The sequence below is a fragment of the Hongsoonwoonella zoysiae genome, from assembly GCF_013266695.1.
Classification (GTDB): Bacteria; Pseudomonadota; Alphaproteobacteria; order Rhizobiales; family Stappiaceae; genus Hongsoonwoonella; species Hongsoonwoonella zoysiae.
Genome location: NZ_JABRXF010000002.1, coordinates 60,571 through 87,137, shown reverse-complemented (window position 1 = coordinate 87,137; position 26,567 = coordinate 60,571). Strand labels below are relative to the sequence as shown.

At 58.5% G+C, this 26,567-nt stretch carries 28 protein-coding genes; 17 read left to right on the top strand and 11 right to left on the bottom strand.

Going from position 1 to position 26,567, the window contains the following annotated elements; genetic code table 11:
- Positions 1 to 67: 67 nt before the first annotated feature.
- Complete coding sequence (locus tag HPQ64_RS11675) at positions 68 to 448, top strand: tautomerase family protein (protein ID WP_172888689.1); 381 nt, start codon at positions 68 to 70, stop codon at positions 446 to 448.
- A gap of 53 nt (positions 449 to 501) precedes the next feature.
- Here the strand turns inward: HPQ64_RS11675 and HPQ64_RS11670 are convergent, their stop codons facing one another.
- Entirely contained in the window at positions 502 to 1,236 is a 735-nt protein-coding gene (locus HPQ64_RS11670) for a GntR family transcriptional regulator (protein WP_172888688.1), read from the bottom strand.
- Between the two features lie 224 nt (positions 1,237 to 1,460).
- Between HPQ64_RS11670 and HPQ64_RS11665 the strand changes: the two genes are divergently transcribed.
- The 10 genes from HPQ64_RS11665 to HPQ64_RS11620 all read left to right on the top strand — a co-directional run bounded on the left by HPQ64_RS11665 (position 1,461) and on the right by HPQ64_RS11620 (position 10,872).
- A complete protein-coding gene (locus HPQ64_RS11665; RefSeq protein WP_172888687.1) occupies positions 1,461 to 2,678 on the top strand; it encodes a benzoate/H(+) symporter BenE family transporter in 1,218 nt (405 codons plus the stop codon).
- Between the two features lie 70 nt (positions 2,679 to 2,748).
- A complete protein-coding gene (fdhD, locus tag HPQ64_RS11660) occupies positions 2,749 to 3,672 on the top strand; it encodes a formate dehydrogenase accessory sulfurtransferase FdhD (protein ID WP_343035988.1) in 924 nt (307 codons plus the stop codon).
- A complete protein-coding gene (gene mobA, locus HPQ64_RS11655; RefSeq protein ID WP_172888686.1) occupies positions 3,669 to 4,310 on the top strand; it encodes a molybdenum cofactor guanylyltransferase MobA in 642 nt (213 codons plus the stop codon). The genes fdhD and mobA overlap by 4 nt, the downstream gene beginning before the upstream one ends.
- Positions 4,307 to 4,837, top strand: a complete 531-nt coding sequence (gene mobB / locus HPQ64_RS11650) for a molybdopterin-guanine dinucleotide biosynthesis protein B (protein WP_172888685.1) — start codon at positions 4,307 to 4,309, stop codon at positions 4,835 to 4,837. Before mobA ends, mobB begins: the two co-directional genes overlap by 4 nt.
- On the top strand, positions 4,824 to 6,110 hold the full coding sequence (locus HPQ64_RS11645; RefSeq protein ID WP_172888684.1) for a molybdopterin molybdotransferase MoeA: 1,287 nt from the start codon (positions 4,824 to 4,826) through the stop codon (positions 6,108 to 6,110). The genes mobB and HPQ64_RS11645 overlap by 14 nt, the downstream gene beginning before the upstream one ends.
- A 202-nt stretch (positions 6,111 to 6,312) precedes the next feature.
- Positions 6,313 to 7,089, top strand: a complete 777-nt coding sequence (locus HPQ64_RS11640; protein ID WP_172888683.1) for an ABC transporter substrate-binding protein — start codon at positions 6,313 to 6,315, stop codon at positions 7,087 to 7,089.
- A 71-nt stretch (positions 7,090 to 7,160) separates the two neighbouring features.
- The gene (locus HPQ64_RS11635) at positions 7,161 to 7,874 is read left to right on the top strand and encodes an ABC transporter permease (protein ID WP_172888682.1); all 714 of its coding nucleotides are present in this window, start codon (positions 7,161 to 7,163) and stop codon (positions 7,872 to 7,874) included.
- A complete protein-coding gene (locus HPQ64_RS11630) occupies positions 7,871 to 8,704 on the top strand; it encodes an ABC transporter permease (protein WP_172888681.1) in 834 nt (277 codons plus the stop codon). Before HPQ64_RS11635 ends, HPQ64_RS11630 begins: the two co-directional genes overlap by 4 nt.
- A 17-nt stretch (positions 8,705 to 8,721) precedes the next feature.
- The gene (locus HPQ64_RS11625) at positions 8,722 to 9,882 is read left to right on the top strand and encodes a trans-sulfuration enzyme family protein (protein ID WP_172888680.1); all 1,161 of its coding nucleotides are present in this window, start codon (positions 8,722 to 8,724) and stop codon (positions 9,880 to 9,882) included.
- 111 nt (positions 9,883 to 9,993) lie between these two features.
- Positions 9,994 to 10,872 (top strand): NAD(P)-dependent oxidoreductase, encoded by an 879-nt coding sequence (locus tag HPQ64_RS11620; RefSeq protein ID WP_172888679.1) that lies wholly within the window; start codon positions 9,994 to 9,996, stop codon positions 10,870 to 10,872.
- A gap of 52 nt (positions 10,873 to 10,924) precedes the next feature.
- Here HPQ64_RS11620 and HPQ64_RS11615 read toward each other — a convergent pair whose 3' ends face one another.
- From HPQ64_RS11615 to HPQ64_RS11605, 3 genes are all read right to left on the bottom strand, one after another.
- The gene (locus HPQ64_RS11615; protein WP_484496824.1) at positions 10,925 to 11,416 is read right to left on the bottom strand and encodes an Lrp/AsnC family transcriptional regulator; all 492 of its coding nucleotides are present in this window, start codon (positions 11,414 to 11,416) and stop codon (positions 10,925 to 10,927) included.
- Positions 11,417 to 11,582: 166 nt separating this feature from the next.
- Positions 11,583 to 12,251: a uracil-DNA glycosylase family protein gene (locus HPQ64_RS11610; protein WP_172888677.1), complete on the bottom strand. Its 669-nt coding sequence runs from the start codon at positions 12,249 to 12,251 to the stop codon at positions 11,583 to 11,585.
- A 3-nt stretch (positions 12,252 to 12,254) separates the two neighbouring features.
- Entirely contained in the window at positions 12,255 to 12,866 is a 612-nt protein-coding gene (locus HPQ64_RS11605; protein ID WP_172888676.1) for a glutathione S-transferase family protein, read from the bottom strand.
- Between the two features lie 203 nt (positions 12,867 to 13,069).
- Between HPQ64_RS11605 and HPQ64_RS11600 the strand changes: the two genes are divergently transcribed.
- Positions 13,070 to 14,638 (top strand): sensor histidine kinase, encoded by a 1,569-nt coding sequence (locus HPQ64_RS11600; RefSeq protein ID WP_172888675.1) that lies wholly within the window; start codon positions 13,070 to 13,072, stop codon positions 14,636 to 14,638.
- A 15-nt stretch (positions 14,639 to 14,653) separates the two neighbouring features.
- On the opposite strand, the gene cobT is transcribed toward HPQ64_RS11600, so the two are convergent.
- Complete coding sequence (gene cobT / locus HPQ64_RS11595; RefSeq protein ID WP_172888674.1) at positions 14,654 to 15,682, bottom strand: nicotinate-nucleotide--dimethylbenzimidazole phosphoribosyltransferase; 1,029 nt, start codon at positions 15,680 to 15,682, stop codon at positions 14,654 to 14,656.
- A gap of 142 nt (positions 15,683 to 15,824) precedes the next feature.
- Between cobT and HPQ64_RS11590 the strand changes: the two genes are divergently transcribed.
- The 4 genes from HPQ64_RS11590 to HPQ64_RS11575 all read left to right on the top strand — a co-directional run bounded on the left by HPQ64_RS11590 (position 15,825) and on the right by HPQ64_RS11575 (position 18,911).
- Positions 15,825 to 16,619 (top strand): adenosylcobinamide-GDP ribazoletransferase, encoded by a 795-nt coding sequence (locus tag HPQ64_RS11590; protein ID WP_172888673.1) that lies wholly within the window; start codon positions 15,825 to 15,827, stop codon positions 16,617 to 16,619.
- 484 nt (positions 16,620 to 17,103) lie between these two features.
- Positions 17,104 to 17,979, top strand: coding sequence for an alpha/beta hydrolase (locus HPQ64_RS11585; RefSeq protein WP_210260254.1), 876 nt, complete (start codon positions 17,104 to 17,106; stop codon positions 17,977 to 17,979).
- Positions 17,980 to 18,016: 37 nt separating this feature from the next.
- Positions 18,017 to 18,199 (top strand): DUF1289 domain-containing protein, encoded by a 183-nt coding sequence (locus tag HPQ64_RS11580; protein WP_172888671.1) that lies wholly within the window; start codon positions 18,017 to 18,019, stop codon positions 18,197 to 18,199.
- Between the two features lies 1 nt (position 18,200).
- Positions 18,201 to 18,911 (top strand): retropepsin-like aspartic protease family protein, encoded by a 711-nt coding sequence (locus HPQ64_RS11575; protein ID WP_172888670.1) that lies wholly within the window; start codon positions 18,201 to 18,203, stop codon positions 18,909 to 18,911.
- Between the two features lie 28 nt (positions 18,912 to 18,939).
- On the opposite strand, the gene HPQ64_RS11570 is transcribed toward HPQ64_RS11575, so the two are convergent.
- Positions 18,940 to 19,770 carry a sulfite exporter TauE/SafE family protein gene (locus HPQ64_RS11570; protein WP_172888669.1) on the bottom strand — a complete coding sequence of 277 codons (831 nt, stop codon included), beginning with the start codon at positions 19,768 to 19,770 and terminating at the stop codon, positions 18,940 to 18,942.
- 42 nt (positions 19,771 to 19,812) lie between these two features.
- Positions 19,813 to 20,853 carry a tRNA dihydrouridine(20/20a) synthase DusA gene (gene dusA / locus HPQ64_RS11565; protein WP_172888668.1) on the bottom strand — a complete coding sequence of 347 codons (1,041 nt, stop codon included), beginning with the start codon at positions 20,851 to 20,853 and terminating at the stop codon, positions 19,813 to 19,815.
- A 480-nt stretch (positions 20,854 to 21,333) separates the two neighbouring features.
- Here dusA and HPQ64_RS11560 point away from each other — a divergent pair, with 480 nt between their 5' ends.
- On the top strand, positions 21,334 to 22,266 hold the full coding sequence (locus tag HPQ64_RS11560; protein ID WP_172888667.1) for an SGNH/GDSL hydrolase family protein: 933 nt from the start codon (positions 21,334 to 21,336) through the stop codon (positions 22,264 to 22,266).
- Positions 22,267 to 22,392: 126 nt separating this feature from the next.
- On the opposite strand, the gene HPQ64_RS11555 is transcribed toward HPQ64_RS11560, so the two are convergent.
- The 4 genes from HPQ64_RS11555 to HPQ64_RS11540 all read right to left on the bottom strand — a co-directional run bounded on the left by HPQ64_RS11555 (position 22,393) and on the right by HPQ64_RS11540 (position 25,550).
- On the bottom strand, positions 22,393 to 22,794 hold the full coding sequence (locus HPQ64_RS11555; protein WP_172888666.1) for a hypothetical protein: 402 nt from the start codon (positions 22,792 to 22,794) through the stop codon (positions 22,393 to 22,395).
- A gap of 269 nt (positions 22,795 to 23,063) precedes the next feature.
- Positions 23,064 to 24,896, bottom strand: coding sequence for a carbamoyltransferase family protein (locus tag HPQ64_RS11550; protein WP_172888665.1), 1,833 nt, complete (start codon positions 24,894 to 24,896; stop codon positions 23,064 to 23,066).
- Between the two features lie 10 nt (positions 24,897 to 24,906).
- Positions 24,907 to 25,056: a DUF5989 family protein gene (locus tag HPQ64_RS11545; RefSeq protein WP_172888664.1), complete on the bottom strand. Its 150-nt coding sequence runs from the start codon at positions 25,054 to 25,056 to the stop codon at positions 24,907 to 24,909.
- 68 nt (positions 25,057 to 25,124) lie between these two features.
- On the bottom strand, positions 25,125 to 25,550 hold the full coding sequence (locus HPQ64_RS11540) for an SxtJ family membrane protein (protein ID WP_172888663.1): 426 nt from the start codon (positions 25,548 to 25,550) through the stop codon (positions 25,125 to 25,127).
- Between the last annotated feature and the right edge of the window lie 1,017 nt (positions 25,551 to 26,567).

Below are 26,567 nucleotides of genomic sequence, written 5' to 3'. Positions count from 1 at the left end.
CCATGAGATACCAAAATGATAGAGCGGCAACTAATCTTCCCGTACCGAAGAAACGAAAGGACAGAAGATGCCGCTCTTGCACATATCGATGCGTTCGGGAAAACCGGAAGCCTACAAGCAAGCGATTTTCAACGGCCTCTATCAGGCCATGCGCGAGACGTTCAACGTTCCTGAAGACGATCAGTTCATGACCATCACGGAACATGACGCCGCGAACTTCCGCGCCAACAAGACCTATTTGGATATCGCCCGCAGTGACGACGTGGTCTTCGTCCAGATCAGCGCGATGAATTCCCGCACCCCGGAGCAGAAGAAGGCGCTTTTCAAGCGGATCGTGGAGCTGCTCGCCGATAACCCCGGCATCCGCAAGGAAGATGTTTTCATCAACCTCATCGAGGGCGTGAGGGAGAATTGGTCGCTCGGCAACGGCATTGCCCAATACGCATAAACCGGCGCGGCTTTCTCAAGGCTTGGGCGCTTTCAGCGAATGCGCTCAAGCGTTTACCCCTCCCGCGTCTTCAGCCACGCCACCAGCCGCCGGCCCGCGTCCTCGATGTGGCTCGCAAGCAGCCGGCACGCGCGCCCCGCATCCCCTTTCCCGGCAGCGGTCAGGATCGCACGGTGGTCGTCCTGGGCCATCTTGTCACGTCCCAGTGCCGCAAGCTGAAAGCGAATATAGCGGTCGGACGCGATCAGGTGCTTTTCAATGAGCTGCAACATTCCCGGAAATTGCGCCCTTGCATAAAGCGTCATGTGAAACCGGCGGTTCAGGAGCCCGAGGCGCGAGAAATCCGTCTCGTCGTCCATCTCCGCAATCCCCTCCTCGCCACGCATGATATCCTGCTCCGTCAGGCCGGGGATTGAATATTCCAGAGCCGCACATTCCAGCGCCTTGCGGATCGCCCAGTTGTCGGCGGCATCCCGCGCCGAAATCGCGGCGACGACCGCGCCCTTGTGCGGTTGAAACTCGACAAGCCCTTGCGCTTCAAGCTGGCGGATCGCCTCGCGCACCGGCATCCGGCTGACGCCGAAAATTTCCGCCACCGCCTCCTGGCGCAGCGCCGTTCCGCCGGGGATATCTCCGGCAACGATCGCCGATCTCAGGCTTTCCTCAAGAAAGGCCGTCGCCGTTCTGGGCCGCCCGACCCGCTGTACCACCCTTCGCAGCGTGTGTTCGAGTTCTCCCCGATCCACCTCGCCGGGTTTATCCTCGCCCCCTGCCCCACTACCAGGCATTTTCGCCATCCACATGTACATTGGATCCAATATGTGATTGTATATCATGGTGACGATGCCGGGTCGAGCGGTTCGTGATCGAGGGTCGGTCCTCGCGCGAGGCGGAGCTTCCGGCCGGCGCCGAAATCACCTTATGGAATTCTGATCGGCAGCGAATTTACCTTTTTCGCCCCGTCTGGAATTTTCCTCGACGCAAATGCGAAACGGCTGTTCGGGAGCCTTCGATGCAGCAAGATATCCCCGACCTGGCGGCGGATAATCCACGGTCTCCGAGTTGGCCCACGTTTTCCGCCGGCCTGCTTGCCGCCGTCGTCGGCTTCGCCAGTTCCTTCGCCGTCGTCCTTCAGGGCCTGACGTCCGTCGGCGCTTCGCCGGAGCAGGCGGCTTCCGGCCTCATGGCGCTTTCCATTTCCATGGGCCTTGGCGGTATCGTCTTGAGTTTGTGGCATAAAATGCCGATCTCGGTTGCGTGGTCGACGCCGGGCGCGGCCCTTCTCGCCACTGCCGCCGCTCCTGCCGGCGGGTTTCCCGCCGCCGTCGGCGCCTTCATTGTCTGCGCCTGTCTCATCGTCGCATCCGGCCTTTTCAAGCCCTTCGGGCGGGCGGTTTCGGCAATCCCCGCCCCGCTTGCCAACGCCATGCTTGCCGGCGTGCTTCTGGGCCTTTGCCTTGCCCCGGTGGAAGCCCTTGCGAACGTTCCGCAATTGGCACTTCCCGTCATCCTCGTCTGGCTCGTCGTTTCCCGCATAAACCGGCTGATGGCCATTCCGATTGCGGTGGTTATCGCCGCCGTTCTGATCGTCATGACAACCGACGGCGCGAAGCTGGACAGCACGATACTCTCGCCCGAGGTCTTGTTGATCGCGCCCGTGTTTTCGCTGGATGCCGCCGTCGGCATCGCCTTGCCGCTCTTCGTCGTCACCATGGCCTCGCAGAATATCCCCGGCATGGCGGTTCTGAATGCCAATGGCTATCGCCCGGCGCCTCAGCGCCTCTTCTGGTCGACCGGGTTATTCTCTTTTTTATCCGCGCCCTTTGGCGGCCACGCGGTCAATCTCGCGGCGATCACAGCCGCCCTTTGCGCAAATCCCGATGCCGACCCCAATCCGAAACGCCGTTACTGGGCGGTGATATTCGCCGGCATTTTCTATTGTCTTTTCGGGCTTCTGGCGGGAATGGCCACAAGCCTTGCCACCGCCGCCCCGCCCGTCCTCATCGAGGCCGTGGCGGGCCTTGCCCTGCTCGGCTCCCTTGCCGCCGCGACGTCAGCCGCGCTTGCAGACGAGGACATGCGCGAAGCGGCAATCGTCACCTTTCTCGTCACCGCGTCGGGTACAAGTTTCTTCGGCGTGTCGGGCGCGTTCTGGGGATTGCTCGCCGGTCTCGGCCTTTTGGGCCTCTCCCGCCTTAAGCCCGCGCTGTCGGCCCTGCGTAAAACATAATCCCCGCACTTGCCTGCGGCCCCGCGAACGCCATACCTTCCGGGAAACAAAGAAACTTCGGAGGAATCGCGTGGGCGAGCGCCAGAAAGCGGCGAAGGACTTCGAACCGGCCGACGGTGAGTTTATCGTTCGGCCCGATCCGGATGACGAAAGGTTATCGACGGCCGTTCAGGGTATCGACCAGGACGGAAAGCCCGTCGATACGCGCGTCGTTACGGAGCGTCCGTTGACGCTTTACCTGAATTCGCAGGAAATCGTCACGATGATGACCATCGGCGACCATCCGGACCTTCTCGCCGTCGGCTATCTCGTCAATCAGAACATGCTCCGTCCGGACGATATCGTGACCGGGGTCGAATACGATGACGATCTCGAGATCGTCGTGGTGCGCACCGAGCGCGAAACCAACTACGAAGAAAAGATGAAAAAGAAGGTGCGCACTTCCGGCTGCGCGCAAGGTACCGTCTTCGGCGACGTCATGGACAGGTTCGACGAAATCAGTTTCGAATCTGGCGCGACGATCAGGACATCCTGGCTTTACGGTCTCACGAAGAAGATCAACACCGCACCCTCGCTTTATCTTTCCGCCGGCGCGATCCACGGCTGCGTGCTCTGCCAGGAGGATCGCCCGCTTGTCTATATGGAGGATGTCGGCCGCCATAATGCCGTGGACAAGATCGCTGGCTGGATGTGGCTGAACGGCGTTTCGCCGGCGGACAAGATTTTCTACACGACCGGGCGCCTCACCTCCGAAATGGTGATCAAGACGGCGATGATGGGCATTCCCATACTTGTCTCGCGCTCCGGTTTCACGGCGTGGGGCGTGGATCTCGCCCGCCAGATCGGCATGACGCTCATCGGCCGCGCCCGGGGAAAACGTTTCGTAGCCCTTTCGGGAACCGAGCGCATCGTCTTCGATCTCGACGCCTCCCAAGCAGACGATGAAGCCCCCGAACACCGCCGCAAGGGCGCGCGGGAGGATCAGGACGCATGACCTCGCCCGCCCCCAACGTTGTCGGATGCGTGCTTGCCGGCGGCCTTGCGCGCCGCATGGGCGGTGGTGACAAGACGCTGAAAAAGCTTGCCGGCAGACCGATGCTCGCGCATGTGATCGAGCGGCTTAGCCCCCAAGTCCGCCGCGTCATGCTGAATGCCAATGGCGATCCGGATCGCTTTTCGCATTTTGGATTGCCGGTCGAGGCCGACCCGGTCGAAGGCTTCGCCGGGCCTCTGGCGGGGGTTCTCGCCGGGCTCGAATGGGTGAAGGCAAACGAACCTGACGCAGAGTTCGTCGTTTCGGTCGCCGGCGACACGCCATTTTTTCCGGGCGATCTGGTCACCAGGCTTTTATCCTCAGGCCTGTCCCCGCGCGATATCGTGCTTGCACGGTCTGACGAGGGAATGCACCCCGTTTTCGGCCTCTGGCCGGTTTCCGTTACGGATGATCTGAGGGATTTCCTTGAAAACGGCGAAACCCGGAAGGTACTGGCCTTCGTCGATCGTCATCCGAATCGCAGCGCCCGTTTCGATGCGGTGAGCACGGAAACCGACACGTTCGACCCGTTTTTCAATATCAACACGCCGGAAGAGCTTGAAATCGCAGAGGCACTTTACCGAGGGAAGGCCGCATGACGAAACTGCCGCCGGTTTTCGGCGTGACGGGATGGAAGAATTCCGGCAAGACGACGATGGTTGAACGACTGGTGCGCGAAATAGCCGGCCGCGGCTTCAGGATATCCACGGTCAAGCACGCGCATCACGCCTTCGACATCGACCATGAGGGAACCGACAGTTTCCGCCATCGCGAGGCGGGCGCTACGGAAGTTGCCCTTGTCTCCGGCCGCCGCTGGGCACTGATGCATGAACTTCGCGGCGAAGAAGAACCTTCCTTCGAAGATATCCTCGCCCGGCTTGCCCCTTGCGACCTCATCCTGATCGAAGGCTACAAGCGCGAAAGCCACCCGAAAATCGAGGTGCGCCGCAAGGACGGGCGAAAAGGCCAGGCGCTTGCCGACGACGACCCGCAGATCAGGGCTATCGCCGCGGATTTCCCCGTTCCGGACACATCTCTTTCCACCTTCGACCTGAACGACGTTTCGGCAATCGCCGATTTCATCCTCGACCAATGCGGACTGGGCCGACGCCATGCAGCCGAGTAAACGGCTCCTCAACGATTGTTTTCTGCACGACAAGGATCGCCTGAAACACGCCGATGCCCTGGCGATCCTCAAGGAACGTGTCTCCCGAATCGTGACCGAGGAAACTGTTCCTTTGGAGGCCGCTCACGGGCGGATACTCGCGGAAGAAATCCACGCTCCCCGCAACATTCCCGCCCACGACAATGCCGCCGTCGACGGTTACGCCTTCGCAAGCCGCGATTTCGAGGCCGCTGGCGGTTTCTTCCCGGTCGTGGAGCGCGTTGCCGCAGGGCATCCCGCACCTGATCCCGTCCCGGCCGGCGGGGCGGTGCGCATCTTCACCGGCGCCGTTATGCCCGAAGGCGTCGACACGATCGCCATGCAGGAGGATTGCGAGCCGCATGAGCAGGACGGGCTGAGCTTCGTGGTGATTCCTCCGGGGCTGAAACTGGGCGCAAACCGGCGAAAAGCCGGCGAAGACGTTAAGGAAGGTTCGCTCATTCTCCAGGCGGGCACGAAACTGCGCCCGCAGGACATCGCGGCCATCGCCTCCACCGGCCAGGCGGAAGTCAAGGTCTGGGGCCGGGTGAAAGTCGCCCTCGTCTCCACCGGAGATGAAATCCGCCGGCCCGGGGAGCCTTTGCCGGAGGGCGGGGTCTACGACAGCAACCACTTCCTACTTCGCTCGCTTCTGGAAACCGTCGGTGCCACCGTCACCGATTGCGGCGTTCTGCCGGATAAGGCGGAAATCGTACACGAAACCCTGACGAAAACGGCGCAGTCGCATGACGCCATCATCACGACCGGCGGCGCTTCGCGCGGCGAGGAAGACCATCTCGTGACGGCGCTGGATACGCTTGGCAAGCGGCATGTCTGGCAGCTAGCCATCAAGCCTGGCCGGCCGATGAATTTCGGCCAGATCGGCGATTGCGTGATGCTGGGCCTGCCCGGAAATCCGGTCGCAGCGATGGTCTGCTTCCTGCTTTATGCCCGTCCCGTACTCACGGTTATGGGCGGTGGCGAATTCACCGAACCGCGCCGCTTCCAGATTCCGGCGGACTTCGAGATCGCGAAGAAAAAACCCGACCGGCGCGAATTCTACAGAGGAATCCTGGCAACCGACGCCAATGGCCTGACGGTCGCGCGCAAGTTCGAGCACGACGGGTCCGGCCTAATCACCGGGCTGCGCGAGGCGGACGGGCTGATCGAGATTCGCGAAGAAACGACGGGCATCCGGAAGGGCGAACTCGTGAACTTTATCCCCTTCACCGAAACGGGGCTGTTTGGGCGGTAAAGCCTTTTTTGTATTACATATTCCCTCATTTTTGCCGGTCCACGCAAACTTGAAGAATATGACGTAACGTTGAATTTCCGGTTTCTGGGAAAATCGCTGCAAGGCGGTTGAAAGATGCCGAATTTTGATGGGAGTATGCCGACTGCTTGAAAAGGCCATGGGAACGGCCTTTCAATAACAACACGAAGCAGGGGACATTCTCATGAAATTCATGCGTTGGGCGGCGGCTGCCGCGGTTATTATCGCTGCCGTCAATGGTGCGGAAGCCAAGGACTGGTCGAAAGTCCGCATCGGAACCGAAGGCGCCTATCCTCCGTTCAATAACCTGACATCGGACGGACAGCTCGTCGGCTTCGATATCGACATCGCCAAGGCGCTTTGCGATGAGATGGGCGTCGAATGTGAGTTCATCACGCAGGACTGGGACGGGATTATTCCGGCGCTTCAGGCAGGCAAGTTCGACGCGATCATCGCGTCCATGTCCATCACGGACGAGCGCAAGGAAAAGGTCGACTTCACCGAGAAGTATTACAACACTCCGCCTGCCATCGCTGTACCGAAGGATTCCGATCTCAAGGGCGTAACGGCGGAAGATCTCGGCGGTATCGCTCTTGGCGCGCAGTCTTCCACGACGCACTCCAACTATGCCGAGGCGAAATTCCCGGACACCGACCTCCGCCTCTACCCCACGCCGGACGAATACAAGCTCGACCTTGAATCTGGCCGTATCGACGCTGCAATCGACGACGTCGTCGTGCTGTCGGAGTGGATCAACTCTTCCGACGGCTCGTGCTGCCGCATCCTCGGCACGCTCACGCCGGATCCGGTTATCAACGGCGAAGGCGCAGGCATCGCGATCCGCAAAGGGGAAACGGAACTCAAGGAAATGTTGAACGCGGCGATCAAGGCGATCCGCGAGAACGGCACCTACAAGAAGATCAACGACAAGTACTTTGAGTTCGACGTTTACGGCGGCTGATTATTTCGGCCCGTTTTCACAGTTACAGCACGGCGGGTTCTCTGCCGTGCTGTCGCCGAGGTGCTTAGCCGATGGATGAAATTCTTACCCTTATATCTTTCGGCCCCAACGGCTGGGGCGATGAAATTGCCAGTGGCATCCTGATCACGATTACTCTCGCGATTGCCACGCTGCCCTTCGGGTTGATCCTCGGATTCCTGCTGGCTCTGGCAAAAAAATCCGATGAGCCAAGCCTTCGCGCTGCGGCGAACATTTATACGACGATCTTTCGCGGCCTGCCGGAGCTCCTGACGCTCTTTCTCGTCTATTACGGCGGGCAAATCATTTTGCAGCAGGTGTTTCGCCTTATTTTTCCCGATGCCCAGATCGAGGTGAATTCCTTCGTAGCGGGCATGGTCGCGCTCTCCTTCGTATTCGCTTCCTATGCCTCCGAAGCTTTCCTTTCCGCGTTTCGCGGTATCAGCCTTGGCCAGTACGAAGGCGGTTACGCGCTCGGGTTGAGCCGCATTCAGACAATGCGGCTCGTTATCCTTCCGCAACTCATCCGGCTTGCATTGCCGGCACTCGGCAACCTTTGGCTGATCCTTCTCAAGGACACAGCGCTCGTTTCGGTGATCGGCCTGTCCGATCTTATCCGCCAGGCGGGTATCGCCGCTCGCGTCGAGAAGGAGCCCTTCCTCTTCTTCGGCGTTGCCTGTCTGATCTACCTTGGCCTTGCCATGATCTCCTCCATCGGCATCACGCTGATCGATAACTGGAGCAACCGGGGCGAGGTGCGCCGATGACCGAGCAAGTCGAAACAGCAAGACCACGGGCCGTTCCTGGCGTCCCCTCCGCCCGGCGCTGGTCGAACGAAAAGATTTTGGGCCATGTGGTCATGGTCTTCTGGGCGTTGGCGGGAGCCGGGCTCCTTTCCTACATGATCCGCGACTTCAATCCGGAATTCATGGACCGATACGGCATCAAGTTCGTCTCGGGCTTCATCGTCACAATCGAACTCGTGGGGTTGTCACTGCTGATCGGCGCGATCCTTTCCCTGCCGATTGCGGCGATGCGTTTGTCCAAATCCCGGCTTTTTGGCGCAATCGCATATGGTTTCGTCTATTTCTTCCGTGGCACACCACTGATTGCCCAGGCCTTTCTCGTTTACTACGGCGCAGGCTCATTCCGCGATTTCTTCTCCGATATCGGAATATGGTGGTTCTTCCGCGACCCATGGTATTGCGCCGTATTCGCCTTTTCGCTGAATACATCCGCCTATCAGGCGGAGATCCTGCGCGGCTCCATTCAGAACGTCGCCCGCGGCCAATGGGAGGCCGCTTCCGCCCTCGGCCTTTCCAAGCCCGTCATATTCTGGAAGATCATCCTGCCGCAGGCGCTCATCGTCGCGCTCAGACCCTACGGCAACGAGGTCGTACTCATGATCAAGGGGTCGGCTATCGCCTCGATCATCACGATCTACGACCTGATGGGCGAAACGCGGCGCGCTTTTTCCCGCTCTTATGATTTCCAGGCTTACATCTGGGCCGCGATCCTTTATCTCGTGATGGTCGAAACGCTGCGCCGCGTGTGGGACCGGTTCGAAGCCCGCCTGACGCGCCATCTCAAGCGATAACATTCGCGGAGCCTCGAATGGCCGAGAAGCCTTTTCACGTCGATACGCTGCTTGCCCATGCGGGCGGTGGCGTAGACCCTGCCACCGGCGCCGTCGTCCCGCCGATATCTCCCGCGACCACCTTCGTCCGCGACAAGGACTATTCGCTTACGAGCGACAAACACCTCTACAGCCGGGACGACAACGATCTCTACCGGCAGATCGAAAGCTTGGCCACGACGCTTGAGAATGCCGCCGATACCCGTCTTTTTTCAAGCGGCATGGCCGCGATCGCGGCGGTCATTCGCGCGGTGAAACCGGGACGTTCGATCGTCATTCAGTCGCACATTTACTGGGGTACGACCGCCTGGCTCAGAAAACATTGCGCGCATGCAGGCATCGCGCTGATCGAGGCAGACGCAAGCGATCCCGAGAACTTTTGCGAAGTCGTGCGCGAGACCGGGCCGGATCTCGTTTTTATCGAGGTGCCGGCCAACCCTGCACTTCAAATCGCCGACATCGCGAAAACTGCAGAGACATGCCGGGAAACCGGCGCAACCCTTGCCGTGGATGCAACGGCGGCCACACCACTGCTTTTAAAGCCCCTGAACCTTGGCGCAGACCTTGCCATCCACTCCGCAACGAAGGCGCTGAACGGCCATTCCGATGCGCTTGGCGGGCTGGTTTCCACACGGGATGCGGATTCCGAAACATGGACGTTCATCCGTCAGGAACGCCACGACGCCGGTGCGGTGATGGGCCCGTTCGAGGCCTATCTGCTTTTGCGGGGAATGAGGACGCTGGCCTTGCGGCTGGAGCGAATGTGCGCGAATGCGATGACGATCGCAACACATCTGGAAAACCATCCGTCAGTTGAAAAAGTGCTTTACCCGGGCCTTCCCTCCCACGTCGGGCACGACCTTGCCATGAAGCAGATGACTGGGGGATTCGGGTATCTTGTTTCCGTTCTGGTGAAGGGGGGCGCGGAGGAAGCGCTGAAGGTCGCGGGAAATTTGGAACTTATCAAACGCGCCACTTCGCTTGGCGGCGTAGAAAGCCTTGTCGAGCACCGCTACACGATCGAGGGCGAGGCCACGGGCGTGGCGAAGAATCTGCTGCGATTTTCCATCGGCATCGAGCGGGCGGAAGACCTGCTCGCGGACCTCGATCGGGCCCTGACGCTGAAGCGCGGAGGCTGAGCGGCCACTCACCCGTGACAGGCCCGGGCTGATCGCTTAAAACGCCAGTCTATACAGGGCAGACGTCCTTGCGGCTGCCGCAATGCATCACCATCGGGGAGAGCGAGCATAATGGCCAAGGTAGCCTTCATCGGCCTGGGCGTCATGGGTTATCCCATGGCAGGACACCTGAAAACGCGCGGCGGTCACGATGTTACCGTCTATAACCGCACCGGCGCGAAAGCGGAAAAATGGGTTGCCGAATTCGGCGGCGCGCACGCCCCCACCCCGCGCGAGGCCGCAAAAGGGTGCGATCTCGTTTTCGCCTGTGTTGGCAATGACGACGACCTTCGCTCCGTCACCACCGGCCCCGACGGCGCCTTCAGCGGCATGAAGGAAGGCGCAATCTTCATTGACAACACGACGGCGAGCGCGGAAGTGGCCCGCGAACTCTATGAAGCGGCCAAAGCCAAGGGCTGCGGCTTCCTCGACGCTCCGGTTTCCGGCGGTCAGGCAGGGGCCGAAAACGGACAGCTTACCGTGATGGTCGGTGGCGACCAGGCCGACTTTGACAAGGCCAAACCGGCCATAGACTGCTATTCGAAGATGGTCGGCCTGATGGGCGGGGCCGGCGCGGGCCAAATGACCAAGATGGTCAACCAGATCTGCATAGCCGGGCTTGTGCAAGGCCTGTCCGAAGCGATCCATTTCGCCAAGAAGGCGGACCTCGATGTCGCCAAGGTGATCGAGGTGATCTCCAAGGGTGCCGCCCAGTCCTGGCAGATGGAAAACCGCTGGGAGACCATGCGCGACGGCAAATTCGACTTCGGTTTCGCGGTCGACTGGATGCGCAAGGACCTTGGCATCTGCCTGAAAACGGCGAACGAGACCGGCGCCCGGCTGCCCATTACCGCGCTTGTCGATCAGTTCTATGCCGAAGTGCAGGCCATGGGCGGAAAGCGATGGGATACCTCAAGCCTGATCGCCCGTCTTGAGAACGCTGAAAAATAGGTTTGCTTCTCAAACCCATGCGGCGCACTTCCGCCGCATGGGGCTCCGAGCGTCATTCCTTTACCGGATCGCGCGTTTTCTCCGTCACGACATAATTGAGCGGAAGCTGGCTCGTGTTCTTGATCTCCTCCATCGCGAACGTCGTCGACACGTCGGAAATATCGATCTTGGAGATGAGCCGCTTGTAGAAGGCGTCATAGGCCTCGATATCAGGCACGACGACCTTCAGCAGATAGTCCACTTTTCCGGCCATGCGGTAGAATTCGACCACTTCCGGAAATTCCTTGATCACATCGGCGAACTTGGCGAGCCAATCCGCATTGTGCTGGTTCGTCGTGATCGAGATGAAGGCCGCCACCTTTACGTTCACGCTGCGGGCGTCGAGAATGGCGACGCGGCGCTTGATGACGCCCTCCTCCTCCAGCTTCTGGATGCGTCGCCAGCATGGTGTTGTCGACAGGCCGACACGGCGGCCGATTTCCGCAACAGGAACGGTGCTGTCTTCCTGGAGGATGGAAAGAATGCGCCGGTCGATACGATCGATCATGAATGCCGTCCATTGAATGTGCATGGCAGGCCGGAGAGCCTTGCCATGGCTGGGACCGAGCCCCGAATGGGATTCAGCTTCTAAGATTTCCATGCGATTTGTTGCTGTTTTCCATTTTTCTGTCAATCAGGCCCGTGAATGAGAAAATTTTTGCAACAAGATTCTATACACCCGCCGACCGGGAAAGCAGCTCGCGGATAGTCGCCTGAAGACGGGGCACCACCTGCGTTTCGAACCAGGGGTTGTCGGATAGCCACCTGTTGTTGCGCCACGAGGGATGCGGCAGAGGCAGAACGGCCCCGCTCCCGCGCGCCTTCGACAGATCCATCATCTCCGACCAGGCCTCGACCGTGTCGCGCACGGTTTTGCGCTTCAGGCCTGCCAGGTGATAATCGATCGCATACTGCCCGATCACGAGTTTGAGCTCTATCTGCGGCATCGCCTCAAAAACCCTGTCATGCCATGTCGCCCGGCACTCGCGGCGCGGCGGCAGGTCGCCCCCCTTCGAATCGAGACCGGGAAAGCAAAACCCCATAGGGACGATCGCAATAAGGGCCGGGTTGTAGAAAACCCGAGCATCGACCCCCATCCAGGCCCGCAGCCTGTCGCCAGATGGATCCGTATACGGGCGCCCGCTCTCGTGTACACGCGTGCCGGGCGCCTGTCCGCAAATGGCAATGCGCGCAGTTTGGGACAAAACGCAGACAGGGCGCGGTTGATGCGGAAGCGGCCGCTTGCCGGACGGAGCATTCGCGCACAGCCTGCAACCGGCAATTTCGCCGGCAAGCTCCTCCAGCCTTTCACCGACGGAATGGACGCCCGCTCCACTCATGGTTCAGGCCTTCGCGCTCGGCCGGGAGGAAACCTGCGCGTGCCAGCGCTTCAGGTTCACATGCTCATCCGCAATGGCGATCTTCGGAACGCGGGCAAAATCAAGCGCGCACAAAAGCGTAATGTCGGCAATCGAGAATAGTTCTCCTGCCACGAACGGCCGGTCGGCCAAAACCCGGTCGAGAAACTTCATGGCCTCAAGCGCCTTCGGGCGATTGGCATCCGCCCACTCCTTCACCTGGGGAACCTCAAGACCGCTCATCGCCGGGTGCGCATGGCGAAAGGCGTTGGCAACCGCAGCGAACACGCCTAATTCCACTCGCCGGTTCCACATTTCGACCTGCGCCTTCTCAACCGCATTACGCCCCATCAACGGCGGTTCGGGCTGGATTTCCTCGAAATAACGGCAGATCGCGACGCTTTCTGTAATCACCGTGCCGTCGTCAAGCTCCAGCACCGGCACCCGCTGCAGCGGGTTGAGCGCGGTGAAGGCATCGCTCTTCGCCATCTTCCCCATGATATCGACCTGCTCTGTCGGGACCTGAATGCCTTTCTCGGCCAAAAAAATGCGAACACGCCTAGGGTTGGGGGCGCGGGCGGTGTCGTAAAGCTTCATGTCTGCCTCGTCGAAGTTTGATCGCTTCCCCTCATATCACGGCTCTCCGGATGTTGGGACCGGGCGTCGAACTCGCGGGAAAACGGGCGATCAACCTGGCGTTAACCACGTCTTTGAGCCGCTTATTAAGGGTTGGTGAGCATGCTGTAGGCAATGTCGTTTTCATCGGAAACCAACCGATAACCACAGCACGGTCAACGCGAATGCCCCTCAAGAAAACGAGGACAAACGAGGAGAAGATCTCGCTCAACCGAGAGCGCGCGATAAAACGCCGTGAAATGGCGCGCACCGTTCGCGATGCGCGCGAAAGGCTGAGTTCGATCGACGGGACGTCGCCCGCGTTCGACCACGAACTCATGCTGATCTACGCAAAGAACCGACTGAGCGCGGCAATCGCCCTTCCCCTTTTTGCGATTATTGTCGGGGCGATCACATTTCTCTGGATGGATGCCCTGGCCATCGGCGTATGGCTTGTTTCGATTCTCATCGTACATGCGCTTATACTGACCACCTGCCGCCGCTTCGAGCGCAGCGACGTTTCCGATGCGAACCTGAAACCCATCCGGCGCCAGATGATTATCGGCGACATGCTCTACGGTCTTTGCTGGGCGGGCTTCTTCCTCCTCCCCCCGGCCGAAAAGGCGCAAAACGGATTCGAAATCCTGCAATTCGCGACGATGCTCATCGTCGTAGCCATGGGCACGATGCTGTCATCGACGATCCCTCGCGCGCTGCTCGCCGGCACATTACCGATCACCCTGGCGATCCTCGCAACCTTTCTCGGCCATCAAACACCGCTCTATTATGCGATGATGGCCATGGCGATGGGGGCCCAGGGCTTTTTCCTGATGCTTGGCAAACAGCTTCACACCTCGACGCTGACGATGCTGGAATACAGGGCCCAGAAGGATCACCTGATCGCCGAACTGGAGCAGGCCAAGGCGATTTCGGACGAATCGCGCAGGCGCGCGGAAGAAGCGAACCTCGCCAAATCGCGATTCCTGGCCACGATGAGCCATGAGCTCAGGACGCCGCTCAACGCCATTCTCGGCTTTTCGGAAGTGATGAAGAACGAGTTGCTCGGGCCGATCGGCAATGACACCTACAAGGAATATGCGAGCGATATTCACAATTCCGGCGGGCACCTGCTCAACCTGATCAACGAAATTCTCGATCTTTCACGCATCGAGGCCGGCAAATACGAGCTTAACGAAGAAGCGATCGCGCTATCCGACGTCGTGGAAGAATGCCAGAGTATGATGGCGATCCGCGCGCGCAACAAGAACATTGCGATCATCGACAAGTTCGAGTCGTCCCTGCCGAAGCTCTGGGTTGACGAACGCGCGGTACGCCAGGTCGTGCTCAACCTGATCTCCAACGCCGTCAAGTTCACGCCGACGAATGGCGAGGTCGTGCTCAAATGCGGCTGGACGGCCGGCAGCGGACAGTATGTCTCCGTCAAGGACAACGGACCGGGAATCCCTGAAGACGAAATCCCCATCGTCATGCAAGCCTTCGGCCAGGGCTCGATCTCCATCAAGAGCGCGGAGGAAGGCACGGGCCTCGGGCTTTCGATCGTCCAAGCGCTCGTGAACATGCATGGCGGCAAGTTCGAGCTTAAGTCCAAGCTTCGCGAGGGCACGGAAGCGATCGTCACATTTCCCGCAAGCCGCGTCCTTCAGGCAATGCCCGCGGTGGAAGGCGCGGATCCCGCCGTTCAGCGCCCGTCACGGCCCGCGCATCGCAGGGTCGCGCGAATCCAAGCCTCCTGACGATGGCTTTTTGTTTCAGCCTCCCGATTTGCCGGAAACACCCGCCGCATCGAAGGTTGCCATGCCGGCATGAACCTGCGCGGCGGCTTTGACGATGCCAGCGGCAAGAGCAGCACCCGTCCCTTCCCCCAAACGCATGCCAAAATCGAAAAGCGCTTGCTTCCCCATCGCTTGCAACGCCCGGGAATGAGCAGGTTCCGCCGATACATGCGCAAAAATGCAATGGTCGAGAGCGTCCGGGTCCATTGACTGCAAAACGGCGACTGCGGCGGTGGTCACGAAACCGTCGACGATGACTGGAATACGCTGATGACGCGCAGCAAGCACAAGACCCGCCATGGCGGCGAATTCCCGTCCGCCGATGCGGCGCAGGATCTCAAGCGGATCCTTTTCTCCACCCAGCCTTGCAACGGCCGCTTCCACGGCCGCGCATTTGCGCTGCAAGCCGGTATCGTCGACGCCGGTCCCCGGTCCGACCCAGTCCGCGGCCGTTCCGCCGTAAAGAGCATTCAGAAGGGCGGATGCGACCGTGGTGTTGCCGATCCCCATCTCGCCGATGCAGATCAGGTCCGTTCCCCCTGCCAGCGCCTCCATGCCGAACGCCATTGTGGCTGCGCATCCCGCTTCGTCGAAGGCATCTTCTTCGGTGATATCGGGCGTCGGGTAATCAAGCGCGAGTTCGAAAACCTTGAGGCCAAGGTCATGAGCGATACAGATCTGGTTGATCGCCGCCCCGCCGGCGGAGAAATTTTCCACCATCTGGCGCGTGACGTCCGCCGGAAATGCGGAAACCCCCTTGGCGGTCACCCCATGGTTGGCTGCAAAAATCGCGACCAGGGGCCGCTTGACCTTCGGCCATTCGGGGCCGTTCCACGCAGCGAGCCATTCGGCGATTTCTTCAAGCTTGCCGAGCGATCCCGCCGGTTTCGTAAGTTGCGCGTCACGTCGGCGTGCGGCCTCCACCGCGCCATTGTCGGCCGTCGGCATGGTGCGGACGAGATTGCGAATATCTTCGAAGGGAAGTGCGCTTGACGATACGGACATTCTTTCCTCTTGGCGAGATTTTTATCGCGGCCCAGAAAGCGTTGGTATGCGGGCGGGTGCCGATCTATAACCGGGCCGGAGACCTTCCGAAACCCGGCTGAACGGTAAAATGCTCCGCGACGAGGACAGGAGAGCAAGCGACATGGGTTGGTCGACAGCCGACCTTCTCGCGGAAATCGCCGCGGCGACACGTTTTTTTTCACGCCTGCCTATTCCGAAGATCAATCGGCGGGACGACCCCTTGCGGCTTCCGGATTTTACGCTTGCCGGCCGCATTGTGCCGGTAGCGGGAGCATTGATCGCGATTCCCGGTGCCCTCTTCCTTCTTGCGTTAAGCTTCAGCGCCTTGCCGGCAATGGCCACGGCGCTGTTTGCGATTCTTCTCACTTGCGCCGTAACCGGAGCGCTGCATGAAGACGGGCTTGCGGATGTTGCCGATGGATTTTTCGGCGGAGCCACGAGGGAGCGGCGGCTGGAAATCATGAAAGACAGCAGGACCGGTGCGTTCGGAGCCCTCGCCCTTGCTTCAAGCCTTCTGCTTTCGACCGTTCTTCTCGCAACGCTTATTGACAGGTTCGGCGGTTTCGCTGCGTCACTTTCCTTTCTTGCCGCCCACGCCGCATCACGGGCCGCGATGATCCGTGTCTGGCAAAAGTTGCCGCCCGCCCGACCGGACGGGTTGGCACGCATTTGCGGCGCGCCATCCGGATATTCTGCGGGATGGGCAATAGCCATAGCGGCGGCGTTCTCACTGCCGGTTCTGTTCCTGCTTCCTTTCACCGCATTTCTTCTTGCCGCGCTTGGATTGATCGCCTCAGCCCTTGGCATGGAGCGGCTGGCACTGGGCAAGATCGGCGGACATACGGGCGATGTTCTGGGCGCAACCCAGCAAGTTGCCATGGTCCTGGCCTTGGCGGGCCTTGCGGCCGTTGCGTGAGAACAACAGCACGTAAAGAAACGGATGATACCTGCCCGGCCCCGCCACACGACATAATCCAGCCGCTTTCGGGCGTGTTAACGTTCCCCTGGGATAGCGGGTGACAACGAGAGAACCCAACCCGTTGGTGGTGATATTGAGGTTGGATCTGCGTTTGCGTATCTCCGCAATTTCTTTCATGGCGTCTTGCAGCCCGTCTTTGCGCGCACTGGCGATGTGCGTCGCATTGCTTGTTCTAGCAGGATGTGGCGGCCGGCCCGGACCCGGATCACTCGCAATCGCCACAACGAGTGCGCCGGGCTCAACCGAGCATGTTCTTCTTGTCGCGACCACCCGCGAAAAGGACGACCGACCCGGCACTTATTTCAGTGGAGAACGGGCGGAACAACTGAACTATGCCGAGACTGTGGTCTCAATACCTCCCAAGCATCAACAAGGCCAGATCGAGTGGCCTTCCGAGCCTCCCGGCGATCCTGAAAAGGATATGGTCCTCAAATCGGCATCCTATCTCGACGGTGAAGAGGGGTTCCGACAGGCACTCAGGGCGCAATTGGCCAAGCGCCCGCCAGCGAACCGCGAAGTTTTCCTGTTCATCCACGGATACAACACACGCTTCCCGGAGGCGCTTTACCGCTTTGCGCAAGTGGTGCACGATTCCGACACCCCCCACATTCCCGTGCTGTTCACCTGGGCTTCGCGAGGCGCAGTCACGGATTACGTCTATGACAACAACAGCGCCACCGCCGCCCGTGACGGGCTGGAGCGCACGATCCGCGACCTCCTTGCAAGCGGCGCGACGAAGATAAATGTGCTGGCCCACTCCATGGGCAGCTGGGTGCTTATGGAGACCATTCGCCAGATCCGCATCTCCGGCAAGCCTATACCCAAGGAAAAGGTCGGCCTTGTGGTTCTCGCCGCTCCCGATCTCGATATCGATGTGTTCAAGACGCAGCTTCGCCGTGTCGGCAAGCCCGAAAAACCGTTCATCATCCTCGTCTCCAGGGATGACCGGGCGTTGCAGGTTTCAAGCCTCATCGCCGGCGGCAAGGGGCGCGTCGGCGATTATGAGGACGAGGAGGAACTTGCCGAGCTTGGAGCGATCGTCGTGGATCTGACAAACCTTGAATCACCCGACGCGGCCAATCACAGCAAATTCGCCCAGATATCGCAGATCGCACCGCAATTGCGACAGGCCATCGCGAAAACAGGCTTCGGTACAAGGCCGGAGGACCTTTCGACGCAGGCCGGCGGTGTGGGGCGCGGGATTGGCCAAGTCGTGGGTACGACGGCGGAAATCGCCATAACGTTACCCGTCACCATATTGACGGCACCAGTACGGGTCTTGTCTGGTTCGCAGTAGATACCACTTCAATGATAGTATTTAAGTTGCGATCCGCATGACCGTGCTCGAAAGCCCCTGTATCAACGTTTGCCAGATAGACCGGAAATCCGGCCTTTGCCTTGGCTGCTACCGCACGCTCGACGAGATCGCCGTTTGGAGTACGCTCAAATACGAAGACCGACGGGCGATCATGGATGAACTCGGCGCCCGGCGTTCCTCGCTGCCGGAGGCAGGCTGACATGAACCCGAAAGCCTTCAGATCCTTTGTCATGGCGATCCTGCTGGTCGTGATGATGGGTGCCGCGGCCTATTATCTGCTGGGCGATACGAGCGACCCGGAAACCCTCAGTTTCGACCGGAGCGGACCGCGCATGGTGGCACTGAGCGCGCTGCTTGCCGTGCTTCTTGTTTCCCTGTTCCATTCCGGCCCGCGGATCGGCGAGGTTTTGCGCGCACTCATCATCTGGGGTGGTCTCGGCCTCATTCTCGTGACCGGATATACCTTCCGCACCGAGTTCGAAATTCTCGGCAGGCGGCTGATTGCGGCTCTCATACCGGGCACGGCGATCGAACAGACGGATGGGTCCGTCGTAGTCCTTCGCGACGGCGGCAGGCATTACCGCATTCGTGCGAAGGTAAACGGCGCCGATGCCGTTTTCCTCGTCGACACCGGCGCATCCGCCGTAACGCTGACGGCCGACGATGCGCGTGCGGCAGGTTTCGATCTGGACCGGCTGAGCTATACGATCCCAGTTTCCACCGCGAACGGCAGAACGTTCGTCGCGCCCGTCGAAATCGAAGGTCTCGACATCGGCACGATCCACCTCAGCGACACGCGCGCATATGTAAGCCGCGACGGCGCGCTGGAGGTGAGCCTCCTTGGCCTTTCCGCGCTCGACCGGCTTTCAAGCTGGCGGGTTGAGGGCAACAGGCTGATCCTGAACCCCTGACACCAACGCATAGGACTGGCCTTTCGGCTCAGCCCCATAAACTCCACGCAAACCGCCCTGCAACGGAAAGAAGAAACAATCCGAAGGCGAGCTCCATCGTGCGCCGCGAAAGGGCGTGCGCGATTTTCACCCCGAACGGTGCTGCAAATGTCGTGATCGGGATGATGAGAGCGACGCCGAGAAGATTGACGAAGCCGGCGGAAAACGCCGGCAAAAGCGGATCACCCCACCCGGCCCAGGCCATGCCGATGACACCGGGAACGGAGATGAGAACTCCCGTGCCCGAAGACGTCGCGACCGCCTGGTGTATGGGCCGACCATAGAGTGTCATGAACGTGTTGTTCATGACACCGCCACCGATCCCCATAAGGGTCGAGAAAAAGCCGATCAGCATTCCGCAAACGGCGCGGACGGGATTGCCGGGAATATCGTCACCGATCTTCCACGTGCTTCTGTTCAAGATCATTCTCAGCCCGACAACCGCCGCGATGACGGCGAATATGCCCTTGAGCTGGTCGCCGGATACATAAGCCGCGACAAGGCTTGCCAGCACCACGCCAAATGGCACCGGGACAATCCAGCTTCGCCACAGCGCCATATCGACGGCGCCGCGCTTATGGTGCGCCAGAAAAGAGCGGATCGAGGTCGGGACGATGATGCCGAGCGAGGTGGCAACCGAGATATGCATGCGCACGCTCTCGTCGATGCCGAGAACGGTGAGAAACTGATAGAGAACGGGCACAAGCACGGCACCGCCGCCGATGCCGAACATGCCCGCCAACAGGCCGGCGATCGCGCCTGAGGCGATCAGCGCGGCGACAAGGCCGGCAACCTCGCCGTTAAATGTCGAAAGATCCATGAAAGCCCCTCGGGCGGGCCGTCGGGCGGAGGGAAAACCGCATCAGGCTGCCGCGTTTTCCTCTTCCTGATGCAGCGGAGCAGGAATGTCCAGCGCATCCGCGCCGATTTCGCCAAGCGCGGCATAGACGACATCAAGACCCGCGCCGGATTTCACCGCATCGACGGTAAGACGGCGGCGCCAGGTACGCGCACCCGGCACGCCATGAAAAAGACCGAGGATATGCCTGGTCATATTGGTCAGCCTGACGCCGGCCTCAAGCTTGTCGGCCATGTAGGGTAGGAAAGCTTCGATCGCCTCGCGCCGGCGGGAAACCGGGGCCGGAAGGCCCTTCAGCAGCGGATCGACACCCGACAGAACCCATGGATCGTGATAGGCGACACGACCGAGCATTACCCCGTCCATGTGCTCAAGGTGAGACTTCGCCGATGAAATATCGGCAATTCCGCCGTTTATACCGACGAACACGTCCGGCAACCGCGCCTTCAGTCGGTAGACCCGATCATAATCCAGCGGCGGAATATCGCGGTTTTCCTTAGGCGAAAGGCCCTTCAGCCAGGCCTTGCGGGCATGCACCCAGATGGCGTCGCACCCAGCGGAAACAGCGGCATCGGCGACCCGGTCGAGCGCTTCTTCAGGGTCCTGATCGTCGACGCCAATACGGCATTTCAAGGTTATCGAAATATCCGAGGTGGCCTTCATCGACGCAATAAGTTCCCCGACAAGCTCCGGCTCGCGCATCAGGCAGGCGCCGAAGCGGCCCGACTGAACCCTGTCCGAAGGGCAGCCCACGTTGAGGTTGACCTCGTCGTAGCCGAAGTCGCGAACGATCTTCGCAGCTTCGCCAAGTTCCTTCGGGTCCGACCCTCCTAGCTGGCAGGCGAGCGGATGCTCCGCCGCCGAGTACCCCAGGAGCTTCTCCCGATCACCATGAATGACGGCGGCGGCGGCAACCATTTCCGTGTAGAGAAGCGTATGCCGGCTCAACTGCCGGTGAAAGACACGGCAATGCCTGTCCGTCCACTCCATCATCGGAGCGACGGCGAAAACCTTTTCGTTATTCTCCAGGACTTTACGGTACATGGCTTTCAGATTGATTCATCAAAGCGTTTGCGAAGCCGATCCAGAGGATATCCCGTGAAATCCGGCCCGGATTTCGCGACAAGCATATGCTCAAGATACTGATATCGGGCCGAATTCTTGTCACGAAAGCAATCCATGCCCGCCTTACAGCGTTTGCGGGAGCCTTACACGGATTTCAAGCGAATTTCAAAGCCAAGCATCGGATGATCTGCGGAAGAGCGGGAAATTTCCGTTTCCCGGTCAACTGTGCCGACGGGCGCAGCAAATCCTGTATAATCAAAAAAGATTCCGAATTGAACTTACCGTTCGCTTCAAAAACTGAAGCGGAATGCATAGCCTAATCCTGCTTTACGTTAATTTTAAAACTTGCTTCAAAAGAGCTATAAAACTGTTGTTTGCACAGTGTTTGATTGTAGTCTGCCAATTGGCGGCCGTTAGAAGCAGTTCACAAAGGTATGAGTAATGCGTAGGACTTTCTGCTTGCCCTCGCTGATGAACGCACTTCTAGTCATTTTTTCCATATGCATTTCTATTGCGGCTGCAGAAATATTCATCCGATATTTTATCGTCGGAGAGCCTCGTATTTTTGAAGTTTCCCGGCTTCTCGGTTGGGATCTGCAGAAGGAACTCTCTGTCACGAGGAAAAAAGCAACCCGCAATTGGGAAGTTTACACCGATGCTTCGGCCTACAGAGTCGACGCGAGCGGCAATCCGCCGGAAAACTGTACCGGCAGAGACATCGTTTTCCTGGGTGACTCTTTCACCTTCGGGGAAGGCGTGAATATCGAGGAACGCTTCGACTTTCTGAGCGAAAAATTGAGGACAAGGTCCCTGAACTTCGGCGTCATGGGATACTCGCCACTGCAATCCTTCCTCAAATTCCAGGAATTCCTGAAGAAAGGGAATTGCAAAAACCTTCAACACCAGATTTTGCTGAGTTCACCAAACGACGTTGTCGACAGTCAGAAGCATCTCAATCACTACCGATACAAACCTTATCTCAGCAACGGCGATGTCATCCTTCTGAACAACCTCGAGGTTTTTCATGGTCACCTTAGAGACCGTTCATATCTCTATTACCTTTTCGTAAGGGCCCTGGCGTTGTCGGACAACATGCCGGGCGACCCGCTTGATCTCGGCAAGTTCGAAGATGAACTGGTCTATATCGCTGAGCATTCCACCGAATGGCAGAATACATATGTGTTCCAGGGTTATACCGGTACATTGCGCGAAAAGGTGAAAAACTCTCAATTCTGTGCCGAACACGATTGCAAATTCTACGATAGAAACCCGCAACGAAATCCGGATTATTTTCTGAAAGGTGATAGCCACTGGAACGCCAAAGGACACAGGGCGTACTCGGCATTCATAGCTGAAACGATTGGCGGCAATTCAAACCTGGCGAAGCGTTGAATTCAGGGAAGCTTTGGTAACACTTGCGCTTTTCATCAAAGCGGAATCCTGTTTTCGCGCGACGCGCTCTCCCAGTACGACCGAAATGCCCAAACGCGACATGAATTCGTGAAAACACGCCGCCTTTCAATGCTTCCGCTTCATGAAATACTTCTGCTTGTAACCGTTCATGAGGTGCGGCGCTGCCTGCATCTCCTGACAATCAACGGAAAAGAGCTTGCAGGTGTCCACGCCGCAGTTTGAGGCAAACTTTCGAAATGAGTGCGTGGAGGCAAAGATAAAATTTGCAGAGCATACCGCCTCTCGTAGGCGGTCCTCATCGCCATAATCTATGTAGACCACGCCTGGAATTGTGGTGGGAAGCGATCCCACAACAGGGTCGAGTATCTGATCGACAGATTGGCGTTCAATATCGTGCAAGACCAAAGCGATCTGGCCGAACTGACTGGCCCGGTAAATAGCTCTTATCAAGCCGGCCGGCGCGTGCCCGCCGTTCGACGCAATCTCTATTACATCGTTTATCTTCATACCCACCTCCATTCTGGAGAGTGTCTTTATGTTTCACTTTGGCGCTTCGATGCCTGGCCTCCCGTTCGCTTCCACCTCAAACAAATCCCCCGAACTCATAACCAACCCGAACACCCACCGACTTGCGAGCAAATAAACAAGGCAGCCACCGGAGCATTTGCCCTGGCGAGCGGAGTTGCCCAATCGACAGGAAGCCGCTCCGAATTCGTAGTGTCGGCGCATATTAACGTCTTCGAAACCATCGGGTTTTGATGCGCTATGCCCTTACGTCAGTCGAGCTCGAACTCCTCCTTGTAGTCCTTCTTCAAATGCGCAGGCTGGTCTTCCTTGCGCATCACGCAATTGCCGACGACGAGGCGCTCGATCTCCGTACCCATGAAGCAGTGAAAGGCGTCTTCGGGCGTACATACGATCGGCTCGCCGCGAACGTTGAAGCTGGTATTCACCAGTACCGGGCAATCCGTGCGCGCCTTGAATGCCGTCAGCAGATCCCAGTAGCGCGGATTGGTTTCCTTATGAACCGTCTGGACACGCGCCGAATAGTCGACATGCGTGATGGCCGGAACCTCGGAACGCGGAACGTTCAGAAGATCGATGCCGAAAAGCTCCTTTTCGTCCTGGTTCGGCGTATATCGCCTGCTCTCCAGCACCTCCGCCACGAGCAGCATATACGGACTATCCGTGTCGAGGTCGAACCAATCGGAAACATCCTCCCTGCGTACCGAAGGCGCGAAGGGGCGGAAGCTCTCCCGGTATTTCACCTTGAGGTTCAGTGTCTTCTGCATCGTCGGCGAACGCGGATCTCCCAGAATCGACCGCCCACCCAGCGCGCGGGGGCCGAATTCCATCCGTCCCTGCATCCAGCCGACGGCCTTTTCTTCGGCCAGCGCATCCACCGTGGTGGAAATCACATCGTCGTCCGAGACGACATCGAAAATGGCGCCCGCATCGGACAGACGTTTCTCGACCTCGCTCTGTTCAAAAGCGGGCCCGAGATAGGAACCTTCCATGAAGTCCTTGCCGTTGGTCTGGCGCTCCTCTCCGAGATACTGATGCCAGACGGCAAGCGCGGCACCCAACGCCCCGCCGGCATCACCGGCGGCCGGCTGTATCCAGATATCGTCGTAGATACTTTCCTTCAAAAGCTTGCCGTTGGCCACACAGTTGAGCGCGACACCCCCGGCAAGGCAAAGATGCCGCTCGCCGGTCACCTCGCGAGCGTATCTTGCAAGCCTGGAAACGGCTTCTTCCGTCACGACCTGGACGGAAGCCGCCAGATCCATCTCGCGCTGGGTCAGTGGCGTTTCCGGCTTGCGCGGTTCGCCGTCGAACAACTCGTGAAAAGCCGGAGATGTCATCGTCAATCCGGTACAGTAGTTGAAATACTTCTGATCCAGACGGAACGAGCCGTCGTCCTTCAGGTCTATAATATTGTCCAAAATTTTCTGCGCATAGACGGGTTTTCCGTAAGGCGCCAGCCCCATTACCTTATACTCTCCGGAATTTACCTTAAATCCCGTGTAGTAGGTAAAGGCGGAATACAGGAGCCCCAGCGAATGCGGGAAGCGGATTTCCCTTAGAATATCCAATTTGTTTTCGCGGCCATGGCCCAGGGAGGTCGTGCACCATTCGCCAACGCCATCCATGGTCAATACAGCCGCGCTCTTGAAGGGCGAGGCAAAAAAGGCGCTCGCCGCATGCGATTGGTGATGCTCGGTAAACAGCAGGGAGCCTTCCCAGGATTTGACGCCCTCTATCTGGCCCAGCTTTTTCCTCAGCATTCCCTTTTGAAACAGCTTCTCCTTCACCCATACGGGAATTGCCGTTCGAAAGGAGCGGAAACCGCGTGGAACGGTCGCCAAATAGGTTTCGAGAAGGCGCTCGAACTTGAGAATCGGCTTGTCGTAGAAAACGACGTGGTCGATATCCGCCATCCGGCACCCTGCCTCTTCGAGGCAATAAGCGACGGCGTTCGTCGGGAAAGAAGGGTCGTGTTTCTTCCGCGTAAACCGCTCTTCCTGCGCCGCGGCGACAATCTGGCCGTCGCGCACGAGCGCGGCGGCACTGTCGTGGTAGAAAGCTGAAATGCCAAGGATCAGCATAGAGCCCCCGTCAAAACAGAGTGTAGATGAACGGGGCCACAGCAGTACCTTGCGTCAGAACGATCAGGGTACCAAAGATCCCGAGCATGATCAGGATGGGAAGCAGCCAGAATTTCTTCCGGGTGCTCATGTAGTCCCAAAGCTCACGCACCAATTCCATTTTCGCCTCCCAAGGCCAAAATTTTCGCGGTTCGCCGCGAGTTTGATTCCGTATTCGATGCAAGGTTTCTAGAATTGCTTGCGCATCGAAGACGTTTCCACCGGATCTTCCGAGCGGGAAATCCAGTAACTCTTGCTCGTTTTCTCGATAGAAGATGCCAACGGGTCATGCCCCTTGGCACGCATGATCAGCCCGATAGGAAGGAATGTCGTTATGTACACCAGCAACATTATTATGGGATTTACGATCATAAACAGCAGAAGACCCAACTTGGTCCAAAGCTTGTTCGGCACTTCCAGGATATCCGGATAAGCAAATGCTGCGACAACAAGAACAAGCCCGATTGCGCCGAGCACCGTCATCAACACACCCAACTCGCCTACCCACGCCCATCTGATGAGCGCCAGGGCGATGAGTATTCCACCCACCGTGTATCCGAACGCCCGATTGCTCGGACCTTCGGGTTTTTCATCAATTATGACTTCATGCGTCATTTTTGCTCCCCTCACGCCAGGCTCGAACGTCGTCCAGCCCGACCGCCTTCCGCCGAAGCAGGAAACGGCACGAGCCTAAGTCGAGAACCTGGTTGTTGATTGCAGTGCCAAAGCGGCGAAGCCCGGCCGGGAACAACTTCAGCGATCCACCGGCCTCTGGTTCTGGACCTTCAGGCAAGCAAGCGCGAACGCTCAGCCCTTGCAGGTGCCGGCAAGGAACTTCCAAAAGCTTTTTCGCGGACGATGGTTTCCCAGATGGAAGGTCTGTTCCAATCCTCTCGGGGAGCCGGATAAGATAATCGAACGTCTCTTTAGGCCCGCAAATCCAGATATGTTCAACCTCGATTTCCTGCGCAAACAAAGAGGCGCCCAAAACGCTGGCAGGTACCGATACGCAGCCGGCATTTCGGCTACTACGCATACGCCCACAGAACATACCCATCTCCGTCTGATACTAGTTACATATCAACACGGAGCGTTTCGCGCTCCGCGGCATGTATACTTACGAAAGATGCAAATTCGGGTTGCGAGACCGAAACTGACGCTCCTTCCAACTCCTTTTTTCCACAAAAAATGATAGCGACGTTTCGTCAATATGACAAGCTTTACGAAAAAATTACCAATTGTATTTTCATAACGTTAGCCTGCTGCGCTGGCGTTGCTTGGCTAACTTCTGCCAATTAACAATATTCTCTACGTAAGATTTGCCTTGATAATTCCACTTTTGCCTCCGCCTCACGATTTTGCCGAAGCGGCCAACCCGCAATAAAAAAGCACATGGCCTCAGGCCCGCATCAGCAATACGAGAAGAATTCCGAAATTCCGGCTGGATCTTGCATACAGTGAAGTTGGCGTGATCTTCCGCACCGTGATTTGCTTAAATTTTTGACGAATTAATGAAAAATCTATAACTCCCTTGCCTTACGCAGAGATACATTAGAGTATACAGAGAGATGCAAACGGGCGCCGCCAATAAAGGCTGCACTTGTTTTCCGGATGCGCTCTGCCGAAGACGCG